This window comes from Flavobacterium sp. 90 (genome assembly GCF_004339525.1).
GTDB lineage: Bacteria > Bacteroidota > Bacteroidia > Flavobacteriales > Flavobacteriaceae > Flavobacterium.
Map to the genome: position 1 here is coordinate 4,770,625 of NZ_SMGE01000001.1, position 26,119 is coordinate 4,796,743.

15 protein-coding genes are annotated in these 26,119 nt (G+C 35.7%); 7 read left to right on the forward strand and 8 right to left on the reverse strand.

All coding sequences use genetic code 11. From position 1 onward, the window contains the following. Position 1 precedes the first annotated feature (1 nt). The 6 genes from C8C83_RS19495 to C8C83_RS19520 all read left to right on the forward strand — a co-directional run bounded on the left by C8C83_RS19495 (position 2) and on the right by C8C83_RS19520 (position 11,354). Entirely contained in the window at positions 2 to 1,603 is a 1,602-nt protein-coding gene (locus C8C83_RS19495) for a RagB/SusD family nutrient uptake outer membrane protein (protein ID WP_132011864.1), read from the forward strand. 1 nt (position 1,604) lies between these two features. Continuing rightward, complete coding sequence (locus C8C83_RS19500; RefSeq protein ID WP_121330244.1) at positions 1,605 to 3,242, forward strand: glycoside hydrolase; 1,638 nt, start codon at positions 1,605 to 1,607, stop codon at positions 3,240 to 3,242. Between the two features lie 405 nt (positions 3,243 to 3,647). Continuing rightward, a complete protein-coding gene (locus tag C8C83_RS19505; RefSeq protein WP_121330245.1) occupies positions 3,648 to 5,234 on the forward strand; it encodes a glycoside hydrolase in 1,587 nt (528 codons plus the stop codon). Between the two features lie 141 nt (positions 5,235 to 5,375). Continuing rightward, on the forward strand, positions 5,376 to 7,796 hold the full coding sequence (locus C8C83_RS19510) for a sugar-binding domain-containing protein (RefSeq protein ID WP_121330246.1): 2,421 nt from the start codon (positions 5,376 to 5,378) through the stop codon (positions 7,794 to 7,796). Between the two features lie 253 nt (positions 7,797 to 8,049). Continuing rightward, positions 8,050 to 9,420 carry a glycoside hydrolase family 27 protein gene (locus C8C83_RS19515; protein WP_121330247.1) on the forward strand — a complete coding sequence of 457 codons (1,371 nt, stop codon included), beginning with the start codon at positions 8,050 to 8,052 and terminating at the stop codon, positions 9,418 to 9,420. After that, complete coding sequence (locus C8C83_RS19520) at positions 9,420 to 11,354, forward strand: family 43 glycosylhydrolase (RefSeq protein WP_121330248.1); 1,935 nt, start codon at positions 9,420 to 9,422, stop codon at positions 11,352 to 11,354. Before C8C83_RS19515 ends, C8C83_RS19520 begins: the two co-directional genes overlap by 1 nt. Before the next feature lie 783 nt (positions 11,355 to 12,137). On the opposite strand, the gene C8C83_RS19525 is transcribed toward C8C83_RS19520, so the two are convergent. Next, the gene (locus C8C83_RS19525; protein WP_121330249.1) at positions 12,138 to 12,470 is read right to left on the reverse strand and encodes a YegP family protein; all 333 of its coding nucleotides are present in this window, start codon (positions 12,468 to 12,470) and stop codon (positions 12,138 to 12,140) included. 227 nt (positions 12,471 to 12,697) lie between these two features. Here C8C83_RS19525 and C8C83_RS19530 point away from each other — a divergent pair, with 227 nt between their 5' ends. Beyond that, positions 12,698 to 13,204 (forward strand): copper resistance protein NlpE, encoded by a 507-nt coding sequence (locus C8C83_RS19530; protein ID WP_121331379.1) that lies wholly within the window; start codon positions 12,698 to 12,700, stop codon positions 13,202 to 13,204. A 159-nt stretch (positions 13,205 to 13,363) separates the two neighbouring features. Here the strand turns inward: C8C83_RS19530 and C8C83_RS19535 are convergent, their stop codons facing one another. The 7 genes from C8C83_RS19535 to C8C83_RS19565 all read right to left on the reverse strand — a co-directional run bounded on the left by C8C83_RS19535 (position 13,364) and on the right by C8C83_RS19565 (position 26,028). Continuing rightward, a complete protein-coding gene (locus tag C8C83_RS19535) occupies positions 13,364 to 14,776 on the reverse strand; it encodes a serine hydrolase (protein WP_121330250.1) in 1,413 nt (470 codons plus the stop codon). Between the two features lie 118 nt (positions 14,777 to 14,894). Beyond that, positions 14,895 to 15,458 carry a DUF2911 domain-containing protein gene (locus C8C83_RS19540; RefSeq protein WP_121330251.1) on the reverse strand — a complete coding sequence of 188 codons (564 nt, stop codon included), beginning with the start codon at positions 15,456 to 15,458 and terminating at the stop codon, positions 14,895 to 14,897. Positions 15,459 to 15,556: 98 nt separating this feature from the next. Continuing rightward, positions 15,557 to 17,380 carry a glycoside hydrolase family 2 TIM barrel-domain containing protein gene (locus C8C83_RS19545; RefSeq protein WP_121330252.1) on the reverse strand — a complete coding sequence of 608 codons (1,824 nt, stop codon included), beginning with the start codon at positions 17,378 to 17,380 and terminating at the stop codon, positions 15,557 to 15,559. A gap of 153 nt (positions 17,381 to 17,533) precedes the next feature. After that, positions 17,534 to 19,951 (reverse strand): glycoside hydrolase family 2 TIM barrel-domain containing protein, encoded by a 2,418-nt coding sequence (locus tag C8C83_RS19550; RefSeq protein WP_121330253.1) that lies wholly within the window; start codon positions 19,949 to 19,951, stop codon positions 17,534 to 17,536. An 88-nt stretch (positions 19,952 to 20,039) separates the two neighbouring features. Next, positions 20,040 to 21,227: a glycoside hydrolase family 88 protein gene (locus C8C83_RS19555; protein WP_121330254.1), complete on the reverse strand. Its 1,188-nt coding sequence runs from the start codon at positions 21,225 to 21,227 to the stop codon at positions 20,040 to 20,042. Positions 21,228 to 21,496: 269 nt separating this feature from the next. Then, complete coding sequence (locus C8C83_RS19560; protein ID WP_121330255.1) at positions 21,497 to 23,008, reverse strand: RagB/SusD family nutrient uptake outer membrane protein; 1,512 nt, start codon at positions 23,006 to 23,008, stop codon at positions 21,497 to 21,499. Positions 23,009 to 23,025: 17 nt separating this feature from the next. Next, a complete protein-coding gene (locus C8C83_RS19565; RefSeq protein WP_121330256.1) occupies positions 23,026 to 26,028 on the reverse strand; it encodes a TonB-dependent receptor in 3,003 nt (1,000 codons plus the stop codon). Positions 26,029 to 26,119 lie beyond the last annotated feature (91 nt).

The window sequence follows — 26,119 nt, forward strand, 5'->3', positions numbered from 1 at the left end:
CATGAAAAAAATAATAATAGCAATACTTACTTTTTCATTACTGGCAGTTTCGTGCAGTGATTTTATTGAAAAAGAAGAAAGAGGAACTCAAACGCTGGAGAACTACTTTAAAACAGGGCAAGAATGCGAGAATTATGTAAACGAATTAACGCGAAGATTGCTGATTCCTAACGATTGGTACGCATTAGTGGCACCAAGAGTTACTAACGAAATGTCTACAGATGATGCCTGGATGGGAAATACAGGTCAGGACAATTCGGCACACAGACCTTGTTCGCAATATATTATCACACCGGATAATATGGGAGATATGAACAGTATTTATACCGCTCATTATTATACGATACAATCTGCTAATATTGGTTTAGAGAAAATGGCTGCATCGCCAATTTCTGAAACTCAAAAAAATCAATATATGGGAGAATCATTATTCGTTCGTGCTTATTGTTACTACGAATTAGTGAATCTTTTTGGAGGAGTTCCGTTATACACAAAATCTCTGGGAACAGCCGATTTAAAATTACAACGCAGTCCTGCGGCAGCAGTTTATGCACAAATTGAAGCCGATCTTAAAGAATCTGCTGCAAAATTAGAAACCATTCCAGTAAACAGAGAAGGTAGAGTTAACAAATGGGCAGCATATGCTTTATTGGCACGTGTATCTTTATTTCAGGAAAAATGGGCAGAAGCAAAACAGTATTCAAACAAAGTTATTTCAGAAGGACCATATGCTCTTGAAGGAGACTTCTTAAACATCTGGAATGTAAACAACCATAACGGTGTGGAATCAATTCTTGAAGCACAATCATCATCAGTTCAGGATAAAAGTTTAGGATCAATGTTACCAACATTATCAGGAGCAAGAGGAGAAGACAAAAAATATTTTCCAAGTAATGATGCTGCAGATGTTCTTGACGGATGGGGATGGTGTATGCCAACCAGTGATTTAGAAAATGCATACCTTTCTGAAAATGATGTAGTTCGTCGTAGAAGTACCATTACAAAATGGGGAGAAGCAGCTTATGGAGACGAAGTTTTAAACCCAACACACAAATTCAGCTTAAACGATAATAAATCAGGACGTATTTGTCGTAAATATTATATTCCTATAGCAACACGTCGTGCATTAGACAAAAAAGACGGACACTTACCATTGAATATTCCGTTGATTCGTTTAGCAGAAATGTATTTGACAAGAGCAGAAGCTAGTTATCATGTTGGCGGAGACGCATTGGCAGATATCAACATCATTAGAGCACGTGTAAAATTAGATCCAAAAACAGGATTAGCAGGACCAACACTTCTAAAACAAATTTATAAAGAACGTCGTTTAGAATTGGCTTTTGAAGGATTACGTTTGTATGATATTCGTCGTGAAAAAGATCCAAATACAGGCAAACCGGTAATCGAAGGTTTAATGGGACCAAACGGAACTTTTGTTCAGTACAACCTGAATTCTACAGATCCTTATGAAACCACAAACTTGAGAGAATCACAAGACAAAGGAATCAATTTTAATCCTGCAAAAAACTTATTGTGGCCAATACCACAGTTAGAAATTGATTTAAGTGGAGGTTTAATTACACAAAATCCTGGTTACTAATATGAAGTTTATCAACCAAAATAAAGTAAGTCTGCTATGTGCAGGCTTGCTTTTCGCAAACACTTTTTTAACAAGTTGCGATTCCGAAAACAATAACAATTCAAATTCTGAAAATACTACTGCCGAATTAAGTATCAATTTGGATGCAAATCTTCAAACGATGGAAAGCTTCGGAGCTTCAGATGCGTGGCAATGTAATTTTATAGGTAAAAATTGGCCATCGGATAAAAAGAATAAAATAGCCGATTTACTTTTCAGCAAAGAATTGGATGCCGATGGAAACCCAAAAGGAATCGGATTATCATTATGGCGATTTAACCTTGGAACAGGAAGTACAGAACAAGGTGATGCAAGCGATATTGGCGACGAATGGAGACGTACAGAATGTTTTACAACAGATGGAGTTTCGTATAATATGAACAAACAAGCCGGACAGGTTTGGTTTATGAAAGCTGCAAGAGAACGTGGCCTTGAAAAATTATTAGCCTTCACAAATAGTGCTCCGGTTTATTTAACCCAAAACGGAAAAGCACATGCAACCATCAAAGAATTTTATAATTTGAAAGATGGAAAAATGCCTGAATTAGCTGATTTCTGGACAACATCGTTAGACAAATTAAAAACAGAACAAGGATTAACAATTGATTATGTAAGCCCGTTTAACGAACCACAATATGAGTGGGACGGAACCGCACAAGAAGGTTCACCGGCTACAAACGCAAATATTTACAGTTTTGTAAAAGTTCTTTCTCCGGCATTACAAGCAAAAGGATTAGAGTCTAAAATTGTAGTAGGAGAAGGCGGTTCTTATGAGCCACTTTATAAAACAATCTCAGGTAAAGAAAGCAGATCCAACCAAATTGATTATTTCTTTGGCGTAAATTCAGCTAGAAATATCGCAGGATTAAGCAACGTCAAAAAAACAATTTCAGCACACAGTTACTGGCAAGCGTGGCCTTTGACAGAGTTAGTTTATTCGAGACAATCAGCTGCAACAAGAGCACAAGCAGTTGCAGGATTAAGTTTATGGTCGTCTGAATATTGTGTTTTAGAAAGCCCTGGAACCGCAGAACTTCCTGGTGGAGCAGGTCCGGGAAGAGATTTAGGAATGCCGTTGGCACTTTGGACAGCACGTATTATCAGTACAGATATTGCCGTTGGAGGTGTAACGTCTTGGCAATGGTGGACAGCAATTAGCCGTGGAGATTATAAAGACGGACTAATTCACGTAGACGATGGTTCAAGCAACGGAGCAGGAAACGCAGATTATTGCAAAAATGACGGATACATCAGAGATGCTAAAACACTTTGGGCATTAGGAAACTTCTCTTTCTTTGTAAAACCGGGAATGGTGAGAGTTCAAATTCCAAGTGTTGATAATTCCACTGCTGTGAATGATGTAATGGTAACCGCATACAAAGATGCAGCAACAAAAAAGTTAGTAGTTGTAGCAGTTAACATCAGTAAATCGGCAAAAACATACAAACTGAATCTTGCCGGAGGAACTTTGACAGATAATAAATTAACACCTTATACAACTTCAGAAACTCTAAGTTTGAAAAAAGGAACCGCAGTCGATGCAACGAATTTTGTAATTCCAGCGAAATCTGTTGTGACTTATGTAGCAACTTATAAATAGAAGGTACTAAGATGCTGAGGTTCTAAGTTGCTAAGGTTTTGAAATGCTTTGGCAAAGGTAATGTTCACAAAGTTTGTCATTTCGAGGAACGAGAAATCTCCGCAAGAAGCTCGTCAAAGATTGTCGACTTTAGGAAAGGAATTACGTGTGTGATTTTAATCCGTTGAAATTGCAAGATTGCGAATAACCGCGAAAACCTTTGTCAAAGTTTTAAACTTTGACAAAGGTAATATCCACAAAGAAATACCCGCAACGTTTGTCATTTCGACGGAGGAGAAATCACACTAGAAATTCGACAAAGATTGGCGATTTTAGGAACGGAATTACGCGTGTGATTTCTCCTCCGTCGAAATGACAAGATTGCGAAAAAACTAGATTGAAGAAAAAATTACAAAGAATAAAATAATGAGAAAAATATACGTCTCGCTTTTATTGGTTATGAGTTCGCTGTCATTTGCACAGCGAACCATCACCATTAGCACAGATAATGTAGTGCAAACTATGGACGGTTTCGGAGGTTCTGATGCCTGGAGATGTCAGTTTGTGGGTAAAAATTGGCCAGATCAAAAAAAGAACGCCATTGCTGATTTACTTTTTAGTAAAGAAATTGACGCACAAGGAAATCCAAAAGGAATCGGGCTTTCGATCTGGAGATTTAATCTTGGAGCAGGAAGTACAGAGCAAGGCGAAAACAGCAGAGTTTCGGACGAGTGGAGAAGAAGCGAATCTTTTTTGCAAGCCAACGGAACTTACGATTTCTCTAAACAAGAAGGGCAAAGATGGTTTTTGCAGGCTGCTAAAAAACGAGGTGTCGAGAAATTCCTGATTTTTACCAATAGTCCACCGGTTTATATGACAAACAACGGATTGTCCTTTGCAACTCAAAAGAATAAACTGAATCTAAAAGATGGTGCAATTCCAAAATTTGCCGATTTCTTAGTTCAAAGTATTCAGGGATTAGAGAAAAAAGAAGGAATCAAATTCGATTATGTAAGTCCAATAAACGAACCGCAATGGGAATGGATGCCAAATAACGGCGACAAAAACAGTCAGGAAGGAACGCCGGCAACCAATCAGGAAATCTATGATTTGACCAAATCACTTTCGGAAAAACTCAAAGCAAATAAAATGAGTACTGAAATCGTAATTGCCGAAGCTGGACAAATCAATTATTTATATGAAAATGTAAATGCCGAAAACAGAGACAATCAAATTGAGTATTTCTTTGGAAAAACAAAAACAAACATTTCGAAATTCTCTAATGTAAAAAATGTGATTTTAGGGCACAGTTACTTTACAACGTGGCCAGTTGAGAAACAAGTTTTAAGCCGAAAACTAATCGCGGCAAACATTAGACAAAATCCCGGATTGAAATATTGGCAATCAGAATATTGCATTTTAGAAAACCCCGGAGAAGCTGAAATTCCGGGTGGTTCAGGCGGAGGAAGAGATTTAGGAATGCAAACAGCTTTATTCGTTGCGCGTTTAATTCACAATGATATTGCAGTTGCAAACGCCGCTTCATGGCAATGGTGGACTTCAATAACCAGAGTCGATTATAAAGACGGTTTGATTTACCTTGACGACGGAAAAAGCAACGGAGGAACAACACCGGATTACGTGAGAAACGATGGAGAATTTCATGATTCAAAACTACTTTGGGCTTTAGGAAATTATTCCTTATTTGTGCGTCCGGGAATGCTAAGAATCGATGTTCCAAATCAAAACGAACTCGACGCTGCAAACGACGTTATGTTAACAGCTTATAAAGATGTACAGAACAAAAAACTAATTGTAGTTGCGGTAAACTGCGGAAAATCTCCCCAGAAATACAAATTCAATCTTTCAAAAGGAACGGTAAAAAATAACGAAGTAACGCCGTATATTACTTCGGAAAACAGCAATTTAAAAAGAACAGAAATTCAAAAAATCGATAATCTCGAAATTCCAGCTAAATCAGTAGTGACGTTTGTTGGAGAATTACAGTATTAAAAAGTTTTAAGTTTCAGGTTTCAAGTTATCACAATGAACTTGAAACCTGAAACCTGAAACCCGAAACAAAAAAACTAAATTTAAGAATAACACAAAAGCTCAGAACCTCAGTATCTCAGCACCTTAGAACCTTTAAGAAAAATGTTTACAAAAAAGATCTTACTACCCGTACTTCTCTTTTCGTGTATGTCTGCCTTCAGTCAGATATCGTTTGGAGATTCCAAAAAAATCAATGACAACTGGAAGTTTAACTTGCAAGATACTCCCGATGCGCAAAAAGCAACTTACGACGACAGCAAATGGCAAGCCGTAAATGTGCCGCACGATTGGAGCGTAAAAGGACAATTGAGCCCAACACTGGCAAGTTGTACAGGTTTCTTGCCGGGCGGAATTGGCTGGTATAGAAAATCAATTAATATTCCGCAAAATAAAGCAGGCGAAAAAGTCTATTTATATTTCGAAGGCGTTTACAACAGAAGCGAAGTTTTCCTTAACGGACATTCATTAGGAAAACGTCCAAACGGATATATTTCTTTTGCTTATGATGCAACTCCATATATAAAATATGGTCAGGAAAATATCATTTCAGTTCGTGTAGATCATAGCCAGAGTGCTGATTCAAGATGGTATACAGGTTCAGGAATTTATAGAAATGTTTGGTTGGTTTATTCAAATCCTGTTCATATTGCACAATGGGGCGTTTACGCTTATCCCGAAGTAAAAAACGGAACAGGAACTTTAAATGTTGAGGTTGATGTTGAAAATAATTCAGCGGCAAAATCTAGTGTAACCGTAATAAATGAATTGATTTCTAAAGACGGAAAACCTGTTGGAAAATCTTCTTCTAAAGTTGAAATTGCAGCAAACAAAAGTGGAAAAATTTCGACTAAGATAAACGTAAAAAATCCTCAATTGTGGGATTTAGAAAATCCTAATTTATATCAGCTTAAAACAACCGTTTTAAAAGATGGAAAACAAATAGATGAAACAACTACAAAAACAGGTTTCAGAACTTTTACTTTCGATGCAAATAATGGTTTTGCATTAAACGGAAAATGGATGAAAATGAAAGGAGTTTGTTTGCATCATGACGCAGGAGTTTTAGGTTCTGCAGTTCCAAGAGAAGTTTGGGAAACAAGATTAAAAACATTGAAAGAAATTGGTGTAAATGCCATTCGTACAAGTCATAATCCGCAAGCGCCGGTTTTTTATGAACTTTGTGATGAATTAGGATTATTGGTTTTAAACGAAGCTTATGACGAATGGGAATTTCCAAAACGTAAATGGTTAGAAGGCTGGAATTACGGAACTCCGGGATTCGAAGGTTCATTTGATATTTTTGCAGATTATGGCGAAAAAGACCTTGAAGATTTCGTTCGTCGCGATAGAAATCACCTTTCAGTATTTGCGTGGAGTATTGGTAATGAAGTAGATTATCCAAACGATCCATATTCTCACCCGGTTTTAGACAAAGGAAAAGAAGGTTTTGGACAAGCAGCTTACGGTGGTTACAAAAAAGATGCACCAGATGCAATGCGTCTTGGAGTAATTGCAAAACGTTTGGTTGCAGCAGTTAAAAAATACGATAAATCTCGTCCAACAACAGCAGGATTAGCCGGTGTTGCAATGTCTAACGAAACAGAATATCCGGGAGCATTAGACATTACAGGATACAATTATACCGAAAGCAAATACCAATCAGATCACGAAAAATACCCAAACAGAGTTATTTTCGGAAGTGAAAATGTTCACGACATGGAACCTTGGTTAGCGGTAAAAAACAACAAACATATTTTTGGACAATTTTTATGGACAGGAATTGATTATTTGGGAGAATCAGGAAGATGGCCTTCAAGAGGATTTTACTCAGGATTAGTTGATTTTGCGGGAGTAATCAAGCCAAGAGGATATTTCCGTCAGTCACTTTGGTCAGATAAACCAATGGCTTATATCGGAACTTATCCGTTAAAAGATGTAAAAGACGTTTCTAAAGATGCATGGGCAATCTGGAATTACACTCAAGGTGAAATGATTCGCGTTGTGGTTTATACCAATGCTGCAAAAGCACGTTTAGAATTAAACGGAAAAGTAGTTGGAGAAGCAAAAGCTTACGACGAAAAAATAGGAATTATTTATTGGGATATTCCATTTGCATCAGGAAAATTAGAAGCAATAGGTTTAGATAAAAATGACAAAGAAGTTAGCAAATACACAATTAATTCGACACAACAACCAGTTGAATTGACAATTGCTGATAAAAACATCACGATCACAAAAGACAAAGGCGTTGCCAAAATAATGGTTCAGGTTAAAGATCAAAATGGTTTGCCTGTAATGCTTTCAGACAATGAAGTTACTTGTACGATTACCGGACCTGGAATTTTATTAGGACTTGAAGCAGGAAATAACAGCGACGTGACAGATTATACAGATAATGTTCAAAGAGTTTATCACGGTCATATTGCTGCTTATATTCAATCAACCGGAGAAGCACAGCCTATAAAAGTGACTTTTACAAGCCAATGGTTAAAACCGGTTGAGGTTATAATTAATGTAAAATAATTGGCATAAGATTAATCGTCAACGAAGACCTAACAGTCCCGAAGCCTCGGGATTAAAACCTGTTAGGTCTAATGAGCGAGATAAATTAAAATCATTATAATCTTTTTAATCTGTGGCAAAATAAATTGACACAAGAAGTAATGAATAAAGACCCGACAGACTTTAAAAACCTGTCGGGTCTAATTTAAAATACAGATATTAAAAAAAGTTTATTATATTTAAAGTGTAATAATAACACTTATTTGAAATTAAGATGAAAATAAAAAATAGAATAGCCTTAATACTTGGAGTTGTTTTAGTATCAGCTTCTTCAAATGCACAGACAAAAACATTCGCAAAAGACGAGTTCAAACAATGGGCACAAACACCGCCAATGGGTTGGAACAGTTGGGATTGTTACGGTTCGACAGTAGAAGAACACGAGGTAAAAGCCAACGCCGATTATATGGTTAAAAACCTGAAAAAATTTGGTTGGGAATATGTTGTAGTAGACATCAGATGGTTTGTAGAAAACGACAAAGCAGGCGGATATAACCAAACAGATCCCAGATATGTAATCGATCAATACGGAAGATATCAACCAGCCGTAAACCGTTTTCCATCGGCGAAAGACGGACAAGGATTCAAACCTTTAGCAGATTATATTCATAAAAAAGGATTGAAATTTGGAATCCATATCATGCGCGGAATTCCTAAAAAAGCTGTTGAAGAAAAATTACCTATTAAAGGCACAAACGGAATCACAGCAGATCAAATTTATTCTACAGCATTGCAATGCGAATGGTTAAAAGATAATTATACCGTTGTTGCAGACAAAGCCGGAGCACAAGAATATTATGATTCATTGTTTGAACTTTACGCACAATGGGGCGTAGATTTTATCAAAATCGATGATTTATCACGACCTTATCACGAAGGCGAAATCAACTTAATAAGAAACGCGATCGACAAATGCGGACGTAAAATTGTATTAAGTACTTCGCCTGGAGAAACGCCAATTACGGCTGCTTCACACGTAAAAGAACATGCAAATATGTGGAGAATGGTTGACGATGTTTGGGACACTTGGCCGCACATTACGCATTTGATGGAAGTAAGCCAGAAATGGTATCCGTACATTGCACCGGGAACATGGCCAGACTGCGATATGATTCCGCTTGGACGTATTTCCTTAAGAGGAGAACGTGGTGAAGACCGAATGACTCGTTTGACAAAAGACGAACAATATACGTTGATTACCTTCTTCAATATCTTTAAATCACCGTTGTTTTTTGGTGGAGATTTACCAAGTAATGACGCTTTTACCTTGTCATTATTAACCAATAAAGATGTGGTAAAAATGCACAATGAAAGTACAGATGTTAAACAACTTTTTCAGAAAGATGGAAAAATTGCTGTGACTTCAAAAAATCCTAAAGACGGAAGCGTTTATTTGGCTTTGTTTAATATTTCAGATAATGCTTCTGAGAAAATAGCTGTAAATCTTTCAGATCTTGGAATTTCAGGTTCTGCCGAAGTTTTAAATCTTTGGACAGGTGAAAAATCAAAAGTTTCTGCCAAAGAAATTTCTGCAGAATTAAAACCACATAGTTCTGTCTTATATCAATTAAAAAACAAAAAATAATGAAGAGATTACAATTTTGTCTTGTATCGTTTTTACTTTTTTTTACTTTTTTACAAGCCCAGAATAATACAAAAGGAATTCCGCCAGTTATTGCCGAGAAAGATTTGACAGCTTATTTATTCGTTTATTTTACAGGAAATAATGTCGAAGAAGAAGCCGTAAGATATGCCATCAGCGCAGACGGTTATCATTATTACAATCTGAATAATAATCAGGCTGTTATTGATAGTAAAACGATAAGTTCAACCGGAGGCGTTCGCGATCCGCATATTTTGCGTGGCGACGATGGCAAAACATTTTATATGGTTTTGACCGATATGACATCTTCAAAAGGATGGGACAGCAATCGTGCAATGATTTTATTAAAAAGTAAAGATCTTGTAAAATGGGAGAGTAGTGTAGTAAATATTCAAACCGCTTTTTCAGGAAATGAAAACCTGAAACGTGTTTGGGCGCCGCAAACAATTTATGATGCAAAAGCAGGGAAATACATGATTTACTTTAGTATGCAATATGCCGGAGGACCTGATAAGATTTATTACGCTTATGCGAATAAAGATTTCACAGCTCTGGAAAGTGCTCCAAAATTATTATTTGTGCCAAAATCAGAAAGAGCTTGCATCGACGGAGATATTATCGAAAAAGACGGAGTTTATCATCTTTTCTACAAAACAGAAACCGAAAAAGCAGGAATAAAAGTCGCTACAACAACCGATTTAACATCTGGAAAATGGACAGAAAACGACAATTATTTGCAACAAACCAATGATGGAGTTGAAGGTTCAAGCGTTTTCAAACTAAATAATTCCGATGAATATATTTTGATGTATGATATTTATACCAAAGGAAAATATCAGTTTACAAAAACGAAAGACTTAGAAAATTTCACGGTAATTGACAACGATATTTCCATGGATTTCAATCCGCGTCATGGGACAATTTTACCCATAACTCGTTCTGAATTGAAAAGATTGATTGCCAAATGGGGAATGCCAAAAGATTTTCCGAAAATAAATAATAATCCCGTTTTAGAAGGATATTATGCAGATCCTGAGATTTTATATTCAAACAAAACAAACAAATATTATATCTATCCAACAAGTGACGGATTTGATGGCTGGTCAGGTTATTATTTTAAAACTTTTTCTTCAGATAATTTAACCAACTGGAAAGATGAAGGCATTATTCTGGATCTGAAAAAAGACGTAAGCTGGGCAAACAGAAATGCCTGGGCACCTTGTATTGTCGAGAAAAAAATCAAAGGTAAATACAAGTATTTCTATTATTTTACGGCAGCACAAAAAGTTGGAGTTGCATCGTCAGATAATCCAACGGGACCTTTTAAAGATAGCGGAAAAGCATTAATAAGCACAAGACCCGAAGGCATAAAAGACGGTCAGGAAATTGATCCTGATGTTTTTACAGATCCAAAAACAAATAAAAGTTATTTATACTGGGGCAACGGTTATATGGCTGTAGCCGAATTGAATGCAGATATGATTTCGATAAAAAAAGGAAGTACTAAAGTCATTAAAACAGATAATACCTTTAGAGAAGGAACATATGTTATTTATAGAAAAGGAATTTATTACTTTTTATGGAGCGAAGATGATACCAGAAGCCCAAATTACAAAGTAAGATATGGAATTTCGAAATCGCCGCTTGGACCAATTGAAATTACGGAAAACAACATCGTTATACAAGGAAATCCAGATCAGGGAATTTATGCAACAGGACATAACTCTGTACTACAAATTCCAAACAAAGACGAGTGGTATATTACATATCATCGATTTTCATACCCAACTGGAATAAAAATGGGCGATGCAGGAGGTTTTCATAGAGAAGTTTGCATTGATAAACTAGAGTTTAATCCCGATGGAACCATCAAACAAGTAATTCCAACGCACACTGGAATTAATGCAATTAAGTAATGTGACTTGTTGTTGGAAGTTGTGCCGTTAGGCACTAAATATAGGTAGTCATTATAGGTTCAAAACTTAATGGCGTGCCGTAGGTACGCAACAAAACGATAACCATTGCGTACCTACGGCACGCTAAACTCATCCCAATTCATGTTTTTTTACCAATATTTAGTGCCTAACGGCACATTTTAATTCTTGATTCATAGTCGTATTGATAAACAAAAAAAGCGAGGCTAAAAACTTCATTTTTTTAAAATTCTTTAAAACAAAAAAAGTCTGCAATTTGTGCCGTTAGGCACTAAATATCGCTAGTCATTATAGGTTCAAAACTCAATGGCGTGCCGTAGGTACGCAACAAAACGGTAACCATTGCGTACCTAAGGCACGCTAAACCTATTCTAATTCATGTTTTTTTACCAATATTTAGTGCCTAACGGCACATTTCAATTCTTGATTCATCTTTGGATTAAAAAAGCGAGGCTAAAAATTTCATTTTTTTAAAATTCTTTAAAACAAAAAAAGTCTGCAATTTGTGCCGTTAGGCACTAAATATCGGTAGTCATTATAGGTTCAAAGTTCGTTGGCGTGCCGTAGGTACGCAACAAAATGTTAATCATTGCGTACCTACGGCACGCTAAACCTATTATAATTCATATTTTTTTACCAATATTTAGTGCCTAACGGCACAAATTGCAGATTTTATATTCTTGATTCATATTGTATTAATAAACAAAAAAAGCGAGGCTATAAACCTCGCTTTTTTTATGAAAATATCTTATTTGTTAAATAAAATTATGCTGTCTGATCATCTGTAGTTGCTGCTGACGCATTTGTTTTTACCGATTCAATTCCGTTTTCTCTTGCGGCAGTACTTTCATACATTTCGCTAGCGCCAATAATTTGACCGTTAGTAGCCTTTAGATTAAAATAAGGTTTACCATTAGAAGATTCTTTTCTGTCAAATTTATTGTCATCTGCTGAGTTTGTTTTCACAGATTCAATACCATTTAGACACGCAGCTTTTGTAGTATAACCTTCGCTGGTTAAAATTGTTTGACCGTTACCTGCTTTTAAATTAAATTGAAATTCGCCGTTAGTTCTTTTAGTAATCACAAATTTTCCCATATAGTTTATTATTTAAGTTAGGCATTAAATTATTTTGCTATTGATAAAAATACAAAACTTCATCATACAAATTATAAATCAGCAAAAATAAAATTGTAAGAATATTAAAAGGCAATAAAACCATTTTTCAGGAGTTCCTATAAAGAAAAGAATATCTTTTTTCATTGATAAAACTAGAATAATATAGGTTTATTCTGTATATTTAGCTCATTCTAAAAAATATGATTATGAAAAAATTAATGCTAACGTTGGTTATTTCGAGTCTTATAATGTCTTGCAATAATAAGAAAAGCGTAAACACAGTAACTACTTCAGTCGATAGTACTTCTTCTATTATTGAAGATACAAAAAGTCTGATTGCGGAAACGGATAGTCTGGGCGAAGCAAAAGTATACGAAGGTATATTGCCTTGCGCAGATTGTAGCGGAATTAAAACTGAGTTAAAAATTTATTCGGGAGACGGCACTATGGAAAGCCATAAGTTTGAATTAACAAGTACGTATCAAGGAAGAGAACCGGGAAATGTATTTACACAAAAAGGCAATTTCAACACAGAACGCGGATTAGGAAAAGATCCTAACGGAACAATCTACGTCCTAAATTACGACAAACCAGAAGGCGAACATATATTTTACGGCTATACAGAAGCAACACCAGATAAAATTTTTCTACTAGATAATAAACGTCAAATTATTCAATCAAAACTCAATTATACTCTAACTCTCAAAAATTAGAAAATGTGTCAATTAGAAAATTTGATAATTGGAAAATTTTAAATGTCTAATAAGCTTAAGAAGTAAATTGGTACTTTAAATTGCAGCATAAAAGTAAAGGCTTTCAGAATGAAAGCCTTTTTCTCTATAATCTATAATCTATTCTCTATTCTCTATAATCTAATTAGCTGCTTTTTTCACGTTAAACGAAGGCAAAATATACTTCTGAATCAATTCATCACTTGGTGATTGTGAGTTATAATTTCCCCCAGTAATAATGGTGATCATATTTTGGTCTTCCCAAATATATATTTTCTGTCCGCCATTTCCTTGCGCGGCTTTTCCGTTGTATTTTATGCCGTTAGCGGTCAGAGATTTGAGCCACCATAAATAGCCATAATTCACACCTTGAACGACAGAATGTTTAGAAAGCGATTGTTCCACCCAATTTTTAGAAACTACTTGTTTGCCATTCCAAAGACCTTTATTGAGATATAGTAAACCAAATTTTGCCATATCACGAGAGGTTAAGTAAACCTGACAAAAAGTTTCGGCACTTGAAGCATCCGGTTTAAAATTCCATTTGAAATTTTTAATTCCAAGATCTTTAAACAGCGTTTGTTTAGCAAACTCAGGTAAAGGCATTTTTGTTGCTCTTTCGATAATTTTCCCCATAGTAATAGGATTTCCAGAGCAATACATTCCTTTTCCGCCCGGAACATCAACCATTGGCAAATCCAGTGTAAATTGAATCCAGTCATCGGAATAATTCATTGCCGTTTCATTTCCTTCAGCTTTAGGATTGCTAACATCACAATCAAGACCACTTTGATTCGTCAACAGATTTTCAATCGTGATTTGTTTTTTATCATCCGTAAGATTCTTAATCGTATAATCAGGAAAATAAGAAAGCACCGTTTCAGTTTTGTCTTTAATAAGTCCTTTATCAATTGCAATTCCGGTCAAAGCCGAAACAAAGCTTTTTGTAGCCGATCGAAGTTCGTGCAACTTAGCTTTATTATTATCATAAAAGTATTCTTCAAACACAAGTTTACCATCTTTAATAATCAAAACACTGTGAACATTAGCGTAAGTTCCGTCAACGATTTTTTGCATCATTTCGCCCAATAAAGCTTTATCTAAACCCGTATTGTCAAGCGTTCCGGTAACTAAACCATCTAAATCTTTTTTGGGTTGTTGGTACACATATTTATAATCCTTAGTAACATTTAATCTTGGATACCACATTTCTTTAGGAAAAACGACTTTTTTATTAAGTAATTTAAAGGTTTTTTCATCAGAAGAATAGCCATTTATTACAGAAGATTTATCTCTCAGGAAAGTCACAGTTTCTTGAGACATATTCAAAAAAACATCTTTATCAGAAGGTTTTAAAGCATATTTACTGTCGTTGATAATGGCATATAAAATCGTGTCTTTTGGAGAAGCAGCGATTTGCAAAGTGGTGTTATTTTTATATTCATAAACACCTTCGTACTCTTTTAATTGTTCATAGGTAATTTTAAACTTTTGCTGAGAATATCCGTAGAAAGCAGACAACAAAAGAAGCAACAGTAAATGGGTCTTTCTCATTCTTTTGGTTTTTGGTTAGTTGATTGGTTATAGCATAGTTACCAAAAATAAAGATATAAAAAAAGAGACACTAAATTAAAAAATTAGTGTCTCTTTAAATATGTTTTAGAAGTATGAATTATTTGATCGTAATTGGAACTTCAACAGTTGTTTTATCCCATCCTATTACAAGATTTGCAACAGAACCCTGAGTTGTAAAAGCAATTGATAAAGCTTCAACAACACTTGATATTGGTTTAACCGGAACAGTTACTTTAGCAATATCTTTACTTTCGTCATATGCATAAGCGCCCCACATGTCAAGTTCTTTATTGATGATAATAGTCCATTTGTCTTTTTCAGGAATAGCAAATAAGCTATAAGTTCCCGCTGGAATATTTGTACCACCAATTGAAACTGGTTTGTAAAATTTGATTTCAGTATTCTCGTTTGCACCAACGCGCCAAATTTCACCGTATTTAATTAAATCTCCAAAAATAACACGGCCTTTAACCGAAGGTCTTGAATAAATAACCCTAACAACTGGTGATGGATTATCTGTTTTTTTGAACTTAACAGCTTTATTTGGAAAATAAGAAATATCAACCGGACTTGCGTCAAGCGGAGCAAATTTCACCACATCTTGCGCCTGAACTGAAACGGCAGCAAACAATACAACTGCCAGTAAATAAATTTTTTTCATAGGATTACAATTTTTAGAGTTACTACAAAGTAAGTTAATAATGAAGAAAAATCATATAAGTTATAGCCTGTTTTTTGTTAATGAATTGATAATGGTTATTAGTTTTGCTCTTTTTTCTTTTTGTCGTACCAATTCTGCATAATATAAAAAGCTTTCTTCTTTTGACCATCATTTGAGATCAGACCTTTTCGGTTATACTCGTCCTGAATTCCTGGAAGAAGTCTTCTTGGAGATCTGAAATCAACCAAAATCCACGGACTTAAACCGCTAAGATGAGGTATTTTTTCGATCATCTTCAAATTCTGAATGTACAAGTATTCTTGAAATTCTTCTGTCCAACGCTCGTTTTTTTCTCCGTGTAATCCAGCTTTCGCATCGCCTCCAAATTCTGAAACAATAACTGGTTTATTATATTTAGTTTTCCAGAATATTTTCTCAGCATCTTCAAGATTTCCTCCGTACCAGCCTAAATATTGATTGAAAGCAATAATGTCCAGATAATCGCCAATTGCATCATTTATAGTTCCAAATCCGGCGCTGTCACTTTGCGTCAATAAAGCCGCACTGATCAATCTTGTATTGTCCAAAGATTTAGTATGATCGACTAAATTTTTGATAAAAGCATTTCTCGCATCAGATATTGGCGTTTCATTTGCCATTGACCAGATAATAATACAAGCACGGTTTTTATCTCTCGTAATTGCTGCTGTCAATTGATCTTCGGCATTTTTATAAGTAGCGTCTCTTGTAAATTCAACCGTCCAGTAAACCGGAATTTCCTCCCAAACCATCAATCCCATTTTATCAGCCGTTCTGATAATGTTTTCGTTATGCGGATAATGCGCCAGACGAACATAATTACAACCTAATTCTTTAGCCCAGTTTAACAAACGCAAAGCATCTTCTTCAGAATTTGCACGTCCGCCTTTTGCATTTTCTTCGTGAATCGAAATTCCGCGTAAAAAGATTGGTTTTCCGTTCAGTAAAATTTTGTCTTCCTGAGTTTCGATAGTTCTGAAACCAATATTATCTTTTAATTTTTCTCCGTTATAATCAATAGTTACATCATATAATTTTGGATTTTCAGGAGACCAATAAGAGATTTTTTTCGCCGGAATTTCAAAGTTTACAGTTCCGTCAGCGCCAACTTTTCCTTTATAATTAATTTTCAATTCAGGAATAGAAACCGTTACCAAATTCAATGCAGCATTAGAATTATTGATTTTAACGAACCCAGAAATTAAGCCGGAATTTCCTTTTTTAAGCTGAATATTATAATCCTCAACAAACGATTCATTTTCTTCGATTAAAGTCACATCGCGCGTGATTCCACCATAATTCCACCAATCCGTATTAATAGTCGGAACATCTTCTTTATGTCTTGTATTATCTACTTTAATAACCAGATAATTGTCTTTTGGTTTTACAATCGAAGTAACTTCGTAATTAAAAGGCGTAAAACCTCCAATATGAGTTCCAAGTTTCTTCCCGTTTAAATAAACATCAGCCTTATAATTGATCGCTCCCAAATAAACAAAAAGGCGTTTTTTAGCTTTCAAATCATAATCAAAAGATTTCTTGAACCAAACATTTCCTTCATAATATTTAAGCTCCGGAACCTGCGAAGTCCAATCCCCCGGAATATTTATTTTAGGAGATTTATCAAAATCATATTCCACCAATTCCTGTTTGTTTACCGCATGATAATTATTGAAATAAGCCGCATTTGATGGTTTAGCCTGTTTATCATATTCATCATGATGAAAGCTATAAAATCCCGTTTCGTAAGGATCAACAATATAATTCCAAACCCCGTTTAAAGAAGTTGTATGTCGGTTTGGAACATTAGAAATCAGACTTTGATTTTGCGCAAATCCAAAAAGGGATAATGCGAGGAATAATGTGGTTATTAGTTTTTTCATTAGTAAAATTGTTTTTGTTTTATTATATAAATTCGGGATGTTTTTAACCGCAAAGGCACAAAGATTTTACGCAAAGTTCGCAATGTTTAAAAAAAGCTTTGCGAACTTTGCGTTTTCACCTAGCGCACTTTGCGGTTAAATCGGTGGTTAAATCTACGGTTCAATCTTCAAATATTCCCCTTTAAAACTCTGATTCAAAGCAGTCATTTCAATCGGAATACCGGAACCATCCGGAACAACCTCAATCGAAGCCTTTCCATTTGCCATTTTAATCGATTCACTTCCGGTTGGAGTACCTTGATTTTTCATCGTTTTTCCGCCTTTCAAACATTGAAAATAAACACTTTCTTCATAATCAAGACAACGCAAATTACCATTATCAATCGCGATTGCCGTAACCAGATAATTACCATTTTTTAATTTCTGAGCTGATAATTGCAAAGATGTCGCCGTATCATTTTTCTTAAAGCGATAATTAACCTTTAAAGTATCTGAAACCTTTTTACCATCTTTAGACTCACCAACGGCAATTAGCGTATTTTCTCCCTTTAAAAAATTCACGTCCCAAGTTAAACCATTTGCAGGATATAGCGAAATATCTCTGCGCTTTTCTCCAAGAGATTTTCCTTCATGATAAAGTGTAACCTTCTCACAATTACTGAAAACGCTCAAAGTTCTCGGAGTATTTTCAGGTCCTTGGCGCTCCGTCCAGGTATGCGATTCAATGTACGTAAAAGGTTCTTTGCTCCAATAACTTTTAAAAACATAATAAGCATCTTTCGGATTTCCATTTCTATCGACAAGACCTTTTTGATTCATATATGGAATATCATCTTCGGGGCGCAATGGCGTTGCAAAATCCTTAAACGCCCACTGAATATTACCCACAAACATTGGGTCGTTCTCGGATATATGCAAATGCCAATCGAATAAATCAACGATATAATTCTCGCTCCAATCGCCAATTTGCGCAATATTCGCAACTTTGGTCTGAACAATTGCTTCTTCCCAACCTTCAGCTTTTATAATGTTTTCTCCCGTAACAGGATTTTCGCTGTGACGCCCAACGTGGCTATCACCACCATATTCGGCATGAATAAAATGTTTGTATTCTTTTTTGTAAACGTCAATTGCTTTTTGATAGCTTTTATAACTTCCGGAATACCAACCCGACCAAATAGAAGGGGAGAAGACATCGACAATTTGCGAACCTTCATAATACTTTCTAATGGCTGTTTTTCGGCTTGGATCCATTTTGTGTGCAATGTCGTTTAGTTCCGTCAAAAACACATTCGTTTTTTCAGTATTATCACCGTTAGGAAAATCAGGAAGCCAGTTCATTTCATTTCCAAGAGACCAAATAATAATACTTGGATGATTGTAGTTTTGATTGATGATTTCGGCAAGCATATTTTTAGTATTCGTTTGCCAAAGTTCATCACCAATTCCGCCGCGACACCACGGCAATTCATCCCAAACCAAAAGACCAAGTTCATCACAAGCCTTATAGATTTCAGGATCTTGCGGATAATGCGCCAAGCGAACAAAATTTGCGCCCATACTTTTTATAGATTCCATATCGGCACGATGTTGTACGTTGCTCATTGCAGCGCCAACTCCCGCTTGTTCTTCGTGTCTGTGTGTACCGCGAATCAGCAATCTTTTTCCGTTAAGGTAAAAAGGGCCATGATCTTTAAACTCAAACCATCTAAAACCTACTTTTTCGGTAATGCTGTCTTTTATTTGTTTTTTCTCCGATAAGAAAGCTGTAACCGAATATAGATTTGGTTTCTCAGTATCCCAAAGTTCTGGATTTTTGATGTTTTCGAATTTAATAGTTGAAGTTTTATCCGAAACAGCAATCGTTTTACTGGCTACTTTTTTTCCTTTCGGATTTTTAAGAATTACTGTTAATGATAAAGCTGTATTTTCAGGATTCACAACAGAAGCCACAATGTTTACCGAAGCCGTTTTTGCAGAAACCTGAGGCGTTGTAATCTTCAAATTATCGATGTGGTTTTTGTATTGAGAAACGAACCAAACATCCCTTGTGATTCCGCCATAAATAAAGAAATCGCTTTTTTGAGACGGAATAATTTCGATATCATAACTATTGTCAACACGAACAAAAATATCGTTGTTTCCTTCGTTAATGAAATTTGTGATATCAATTGTAAAACCAATATAACCACCAATATGTCCTCCGGCTTCTTTACCGTTTACATATACTTTGGTCGTTACATTCGATCCTTCAAAATAAAGAGAATAACATTGGTTTTTATCTATTTTCGGAATATTTAATTGCTTTGAATACCAACTTGCATCGCGTCTGTAACCTGGATTTAAATCTGTGGCATCTTCGGCATTCCAAGTGTGAGGTAAATTTAAAGAAACCCAATTTGTAGCTTTTTTGGCTTCGTTAAGGCTTGAAGTATTATTTTCTAAATAATGCCAATTGTCATTGATATTCATTTTTGTCTGAGCAAAAATACTGCTCAGACAAATCTGAAAAAAAAACAAAAGCGCAAAAGTATAAAATGTATTGTTGTAGAGGTACGGTAGTTTTTTCATTGCTTGTAATTAGGTTCAAAGGTTTTAAAAGGGACAAAGGCTCAGAGATGCAAAGGTTCAAAGATCAAAACCTCAGTACCTTAGTTCCTCAGTTCCTCAGTACCTTTTTTCTCAATATCGCTTCCAAAAAATAATAATCGGCATAAATAATAGGTTCATCAATTTCGTCATGTTTTGGCCAGTTTCCGGTGCTGTGATCCAGAATAAAAGGCGTTTTAATATTCCCACTCAAAACATATTTATCAGAACTTAAAGAGTCGATTATTTTATCGGCAAAAGCCAAATAAGTTTTATTGTTAGTGTAGCTGTAAAGTTCATATAAAGCCGAAGCCATAACAGCCGCAGCAGAAGCATCACGTGGCGAATTTGGAATACTTGGATCTTTAAAATCCCAATATGGAATCCCGTCTTCCGGCAGGTTTTTATTAGTCATGAAGAATTTCGCAGTGGCTTCGGCTTGTTTTAAATAAGCAGGATCTTTGGTATATCTGTACGACATCGTAAATCCATAAACTGCCCAACCTTGTCCGCGTGCCCAAACCGAATCATCATTATAGCCCTGAAGCGTTGTTTTCTTTCTCACCGCTCCCGTTTTTGGATCATAATCGATTACGTGATAACAGCTATTGTCTTCTCTAAACTGGTTTTTCAAGGTAGTATTGGCGTGTTTTACAGCAATATCATGATACTTTTGATTTCCGGATAATTTTGAAGCTTCAAAAAGCAATTCCAGATTCATCATATTGTCAATGATAACCGGATAATCCCAAATTTCTTTATTAAAATCCCAAGAACGAATCGAACCTACTTTTGCATCAAAGCGTGTACATAATGTTTCGGCACCTTTAATGATAACGTCTTTGTATTCTTGCTTGTTTTCCACTTTTAGCGCTTCACCAAAACTGCAAAACACTTTGAAACCAACGTCGTGCGAATTACTATTTACACTTTCTTTTTTGCTAAAAGGCGTCCATTTTTCAGCTTGTATTTTATATTTATCATCGCCTGTAAGACGATACAATTGCCATAAGTTTCCGGCAAAAAATCCGCTTGTCCAGTCTCTCGAAGGAACTTTTTTGATCAAATTGCTTTTAATCGTCATACTTCTTGGCATCGACATCGAATCAACCGGATAATCCAGTAACATTTTGTATCTGGTTTCCAGAAGATTATTTGTGGTCGAGGTAACTTTTGTTGAAGAATTAATTCCGGATTTGCACGCCGTTGTCAGCAGTGCAAACCCAAGAATTAATGAAATGAAACTAACTTTATTCATACTTACTAATTAATCTAATGTTGTTTGTTTTGAATTAAAAATTGAGAATTAAAAATTAAAAATCTGTGAAATCGTAATAGCTATGTGTTTAGTATTTCATGCAGGTTTTATCCACATTTTTGTCATTTCGACGGAGGAGAAATCACACTAGTTGCTCGACAAAGATTGGCGATTTTGCTGGCAGAGTTTCGTGTGTGATTTCTCCTCCGTCGAAATGACAAATCCATCGCAAATTTTTAATTTTTAATTCTCAATTTTTAATTAATCTTTTAATAACCAGGATTATTCGGTTTTAAATTTGGATTGATCGCCAATTCAGTTCCCGGTAACGGAAATAAATAATCCTTATTCGGATTAAAATTTGCGTGTGGTTCTAAGCCATTTGGACCAAAAACTTCAGGTCCGTTTTGCAATCTTTTGATGTCGTACCATCTGATGTATTCAAAAGCAAATTCTAATCTTCTTTCGTCAATAACCATTTTTCTAAAATCAGATTGTGACATTCCAGCCGTTACATTTGCAGGAAACGAAACCTGTTTTCCGGCTTTATTTCTTGCTCTTGCGCGCACTCGGTTTACATAACCATCAGCTTCGGCAGTTCCCGGAGTGATTTCGTTTAGAGCTTCGGCAGCGGTTAATAGAACTTCTGCAAAACGCATTGTGATATAATTGTGCTGAGAAGTTCTTCCGTTAGCGCCCGCTTTTCCGGGGAAACGATAGTATTTTGCAATATGCGGACGTGGCGCTTTTTCATTATCACTTGAAGGGAAAATCTTTAATTCGCTACCTACTTTTTTTCTAATAATAGTATCAAAACTCACGGCGCGTCTGTAATCTCTTTGATCCCAAGTATTAAAGGCTTTTAAGGACGGAACAGCAACAGAGAATCCCTGTCCGTAACTGTAGCTTTCGTCTTTAAGCGAACCTGTAAAAAACGCAGTATAATCTTGTCCGTAGTTTCCTGAAACTAAGTTATTAAAATCAATTGTAAACAAAGGTTCTTTTAGCGAAGCTGTTTTTGTAGCATTAAATAAATCCTGAAAATCAGAATCTAATCCTAAACCAAATTTAGCTTCGTTTGTGATAACATATTTTGCTTCATCGTAAGCTTTTTGGTAGTTTTTTAAAGTCAAATAAACAGAAGCCAAATAACCCGCAGCAGTACCTTTTCCCGGAACAGCTTTTACTTTTGGTTTATCGTCCAGCCATTTTTTTGCAAATTCTAAATCAGAGATGATTTTTAGATAAACATCAGCTTCTTTAGTTCTTTTTAAAGAATTTACCTGAGAAACATCGTTTACAATAAAATCAATATATGGAACGTCTCCAAAGATTCTCACCAAATGATAATACGTAAAAGCTCTAGCAAAATAAGCCTGAGCCACAATTGCGTTTACTTTTGAAGGATCTCCCGGAGTTTTTTTCGCGCCTTCGATTGCCTGATTTGCAGCCGTAATGATCACATACGATTGTGGCCAAAAGTTAGCAACAAGCGCATTAGTATCATTCATATTCATATCATTGACATCGATTCTGGCAGCCTGAGTCGTTCTGTCGCCAATATCGGCCATGTCGTCGCGAAGCATTAAAGCAATCGTAAATTCTCTTCCCCAGTAATTATTGTGGGCAATATTGGCAAAACTTCCGTTTACAGCAGCTTGTAAGTCATCTGTATTCTTAAAAAAGTTTTCAGGACGAATAACTCCAACCGGATGTTCTTCAAGATCAGAACAGCCAAAAGTCATTATTCCAAAACAAAATAAAGCTATATATTTTTTCATGTTGTTACAGTATTAAACTAAAATTTTAAATTAAATCCAAAAGTGAAAGTTCTCACATTTGGGTAACTTCCGTACTCCAAACCTAAGTTCGTGTTACTTCTCGCATTGGTATCATTCAGGTAATTTCCTTCAGGATCAGAACCCGGATAATCTGTAATTGTCCAAAGATTTTGCGCACTGATGTAGAAACGAACTTTACTCAATCCAATTTTCGAAACTACTTTTTCGTCTAAACTATATCCTATAGAAACATTTTTCAAACGGATATAACTTCCATCATAAACAAATCTTGATGTAACCCTTTTTGTTCTTGCTGCATTTGCCGGAACATTTGTATCCGTGTGCGTTGGCGTCCAAGCGTCTAAAACTTCTGTCGTTGCATTGTTGTTTCCTGAAGCCAATTCCATCAAAGTATAGTTCAGGATTTGGTTTCCTTCAGAACCTTGGAAGAAAATATTCAAATCAAGATTTTTATAAGTGAAATCATTGTTTAAACCAAAGATGAAATCAGGATTTGGATTACCAATAATCGTTTTATCATTTGAATCTAATTTTCCGTTACCATCGACATCTCTGAATTTTTCTCCACCAGCAACAGTTTCAAAGTTCCCCGGAAGAACCGTTTCGCCTTGCTGAATTACACCATCATAAATAAACCCGAAGAAAGCTCCAACAGGCTGACCAACTCTCAAAATCTGAGAATCTGTAGCAAGGAAATGTCCAGGCGTTGAGTTGATTAGAAGATCTTTATTATCAGCTAATTTTAATACTTTGTTTTTATTCGAAGAAATGTTGAAACTTGTTGACCAAGTGAAATCAGCACCAATAAAGTTTTTAGAATTAATACCCAATTCCCAACCTTTATTTTCTAATTCTCCAACGTTTTGAAGCTGAGAAGCAATTCCCGAAACTCCCGGTAAAGGTCTGTTGAACAACAAATCTTTAGTAATTGTTTTGTAATAATCTGCCGTAAGACTTACTCGATTATCAAACAAACCTAAATCAATTCCGTAATCTTGCTGATAAGATGTTTCCCATTTTAAGTTCGGATTATTCAAAGAAGTCAATTGAACCGCATTTACAATTACGTCACCACTTACATCATAAATTTCAGAAAATCTCGACAAAGTAGAGTAGGCGCCAATCGATGGATTTCCGGTTGCACCATAACTTGCTCTCAATTTAAGATTCGAAATAGTTTTGTTGTCTTTTAGGAAATTTTCTTTTCCAATATTCCAACCAATTGCTCCAGAAGGGAAAGTTCCGTATTTGTAGTTTTCACTAAAGCTTGACGAACCGTCACGACGCGCTGTAAACGTAAATAAATATTTATCATCATAATCAAAATTCAACCTTCCAAAAGCCGAAATTAATTCTGTTTCAGATAAGTTAGAATCCGGTTTAAGAAATACAGTTCCGGCGCCTAAATTGCGATACGAATTGGTATTCGTCAAAAATCCTCTTGAAGCAGCGTATGAACTTTCGTTTTTGTTCTTTTGATACGAATAACCTCCAAGAACCGTTAAGATTCCTTTACTGATAATTTCTTTTTTATACGTAAGATAATTTTCCGTTAAAAACGAAGAAAATCTGGTATTGTTGACAGAAGCCTCTCCTTTGATATTTTTTCCGGCAATTAAAGTTGACGGAATAAAACGCCCCGTTTGAGAATTATTATCGGTTAAACCTAAAGTAGTTTTAAAATCTAAATCCTTAGTGATTTTATATTGTGCAAAGAAGTTAGATCTGTTTACGATAGAAACCGTTTCCAGAATATTTTCCATTGCAGTTGCATACGGATTATCAATATCGTCCCCAATAGGAGCCGTCGTTGTGTAAGTTCCGTCAGCGTTATAAATTCCTTTATCAGGCATAAATCTATATGCCGCTGCAATTACACCCGCAGCACCAGTTCCTCCAGCGCCAGTTTGGCTAATGATTCCGTCTTTGTTTTGTTTACTTTGAAATAAATTCAAACCAACTTTAAAACGATCAGATAAATCAGCTTCAAGATTACTTACAATTGTATATTTATCAATTCCCGAGTTAATTACAACTCCGTTTTGGTTAAAGTAGTTTCCGGAAATATAATATCTCACATTTTCAGAACCTCCGGAAAACGAAAGCGAAGTATTCGAAACCATTCCTTCACGATAAATTACATCTTGCCAATCTGTGTTTTCTCCGCCTGAAGTATGCGTTGTAAAACTTTTTCTATACGCAACAAATTGATCTCCATTTAATAAATTCAGTTTATGATTTACAGATTGTACCGAAGTTGAATTGCTGAATTCGATAACCGGTTTTCCAGGTTTTCCCTTTTTGGTTGTAACCATAATAACCCCGTTTGAACCTCTCGATCCGTAAATAGCAGTTGCAGATGCATCTTTAAGAACCTCGATAGAAGCGATATCCTGAGGCGCTGGCATGGCAACACCAGCAAAACCATCGACTACAATAAGTGCATCACCACTTGCATTGATCGACGTTCCGCCACGAACCCTGATTTTTACAGGAGCGCCCGGTTCGCCACCATTATTAGATTGTACAGAAACCCCCGCTGCACGACCTTGCAAAGCTTGCTCTGCATTTAATAATGGATAAGCCGTAAGTTCTTTTGCCGTTACCGAAGATACAGATCCCGTTATATCGCTCTTTTTACGCGTACCGTAACCTACAACAATTACTTCGTCAAGGTTTTTAGTATCTGGTTTTAAGCTTATGTTCACGGTAGTTTTATTACCTACAGGAACTTCTACAGTTTGATATCCTACGAAGTTAAAAACTAAAACAGCATTTTTTTCAGATATAAAAACGCTATAATTTCCATCCATATCCGCAGTTGCGCCCACAGATGAGCCTTTAACATATACATTGGCACCAGGAAGTCCGAGTAAATCCTCGCTCGAAGTAACTTTTCCCGTCACTTTTCTTTCCTGTGCTTCAACAATAATACTGCCCAGTAAAAAGACTACCAGAAAGCACCATTTAAGCGACTTAATTTTTTGGTTTGTAAACATTCATTTGTTGGTTTTAGGTTAATGTTAGATAAAATAAAAAAGCAATAAACTCATTCCTATTATCAGCGCTACTAACAGAATCTGAAGCAAT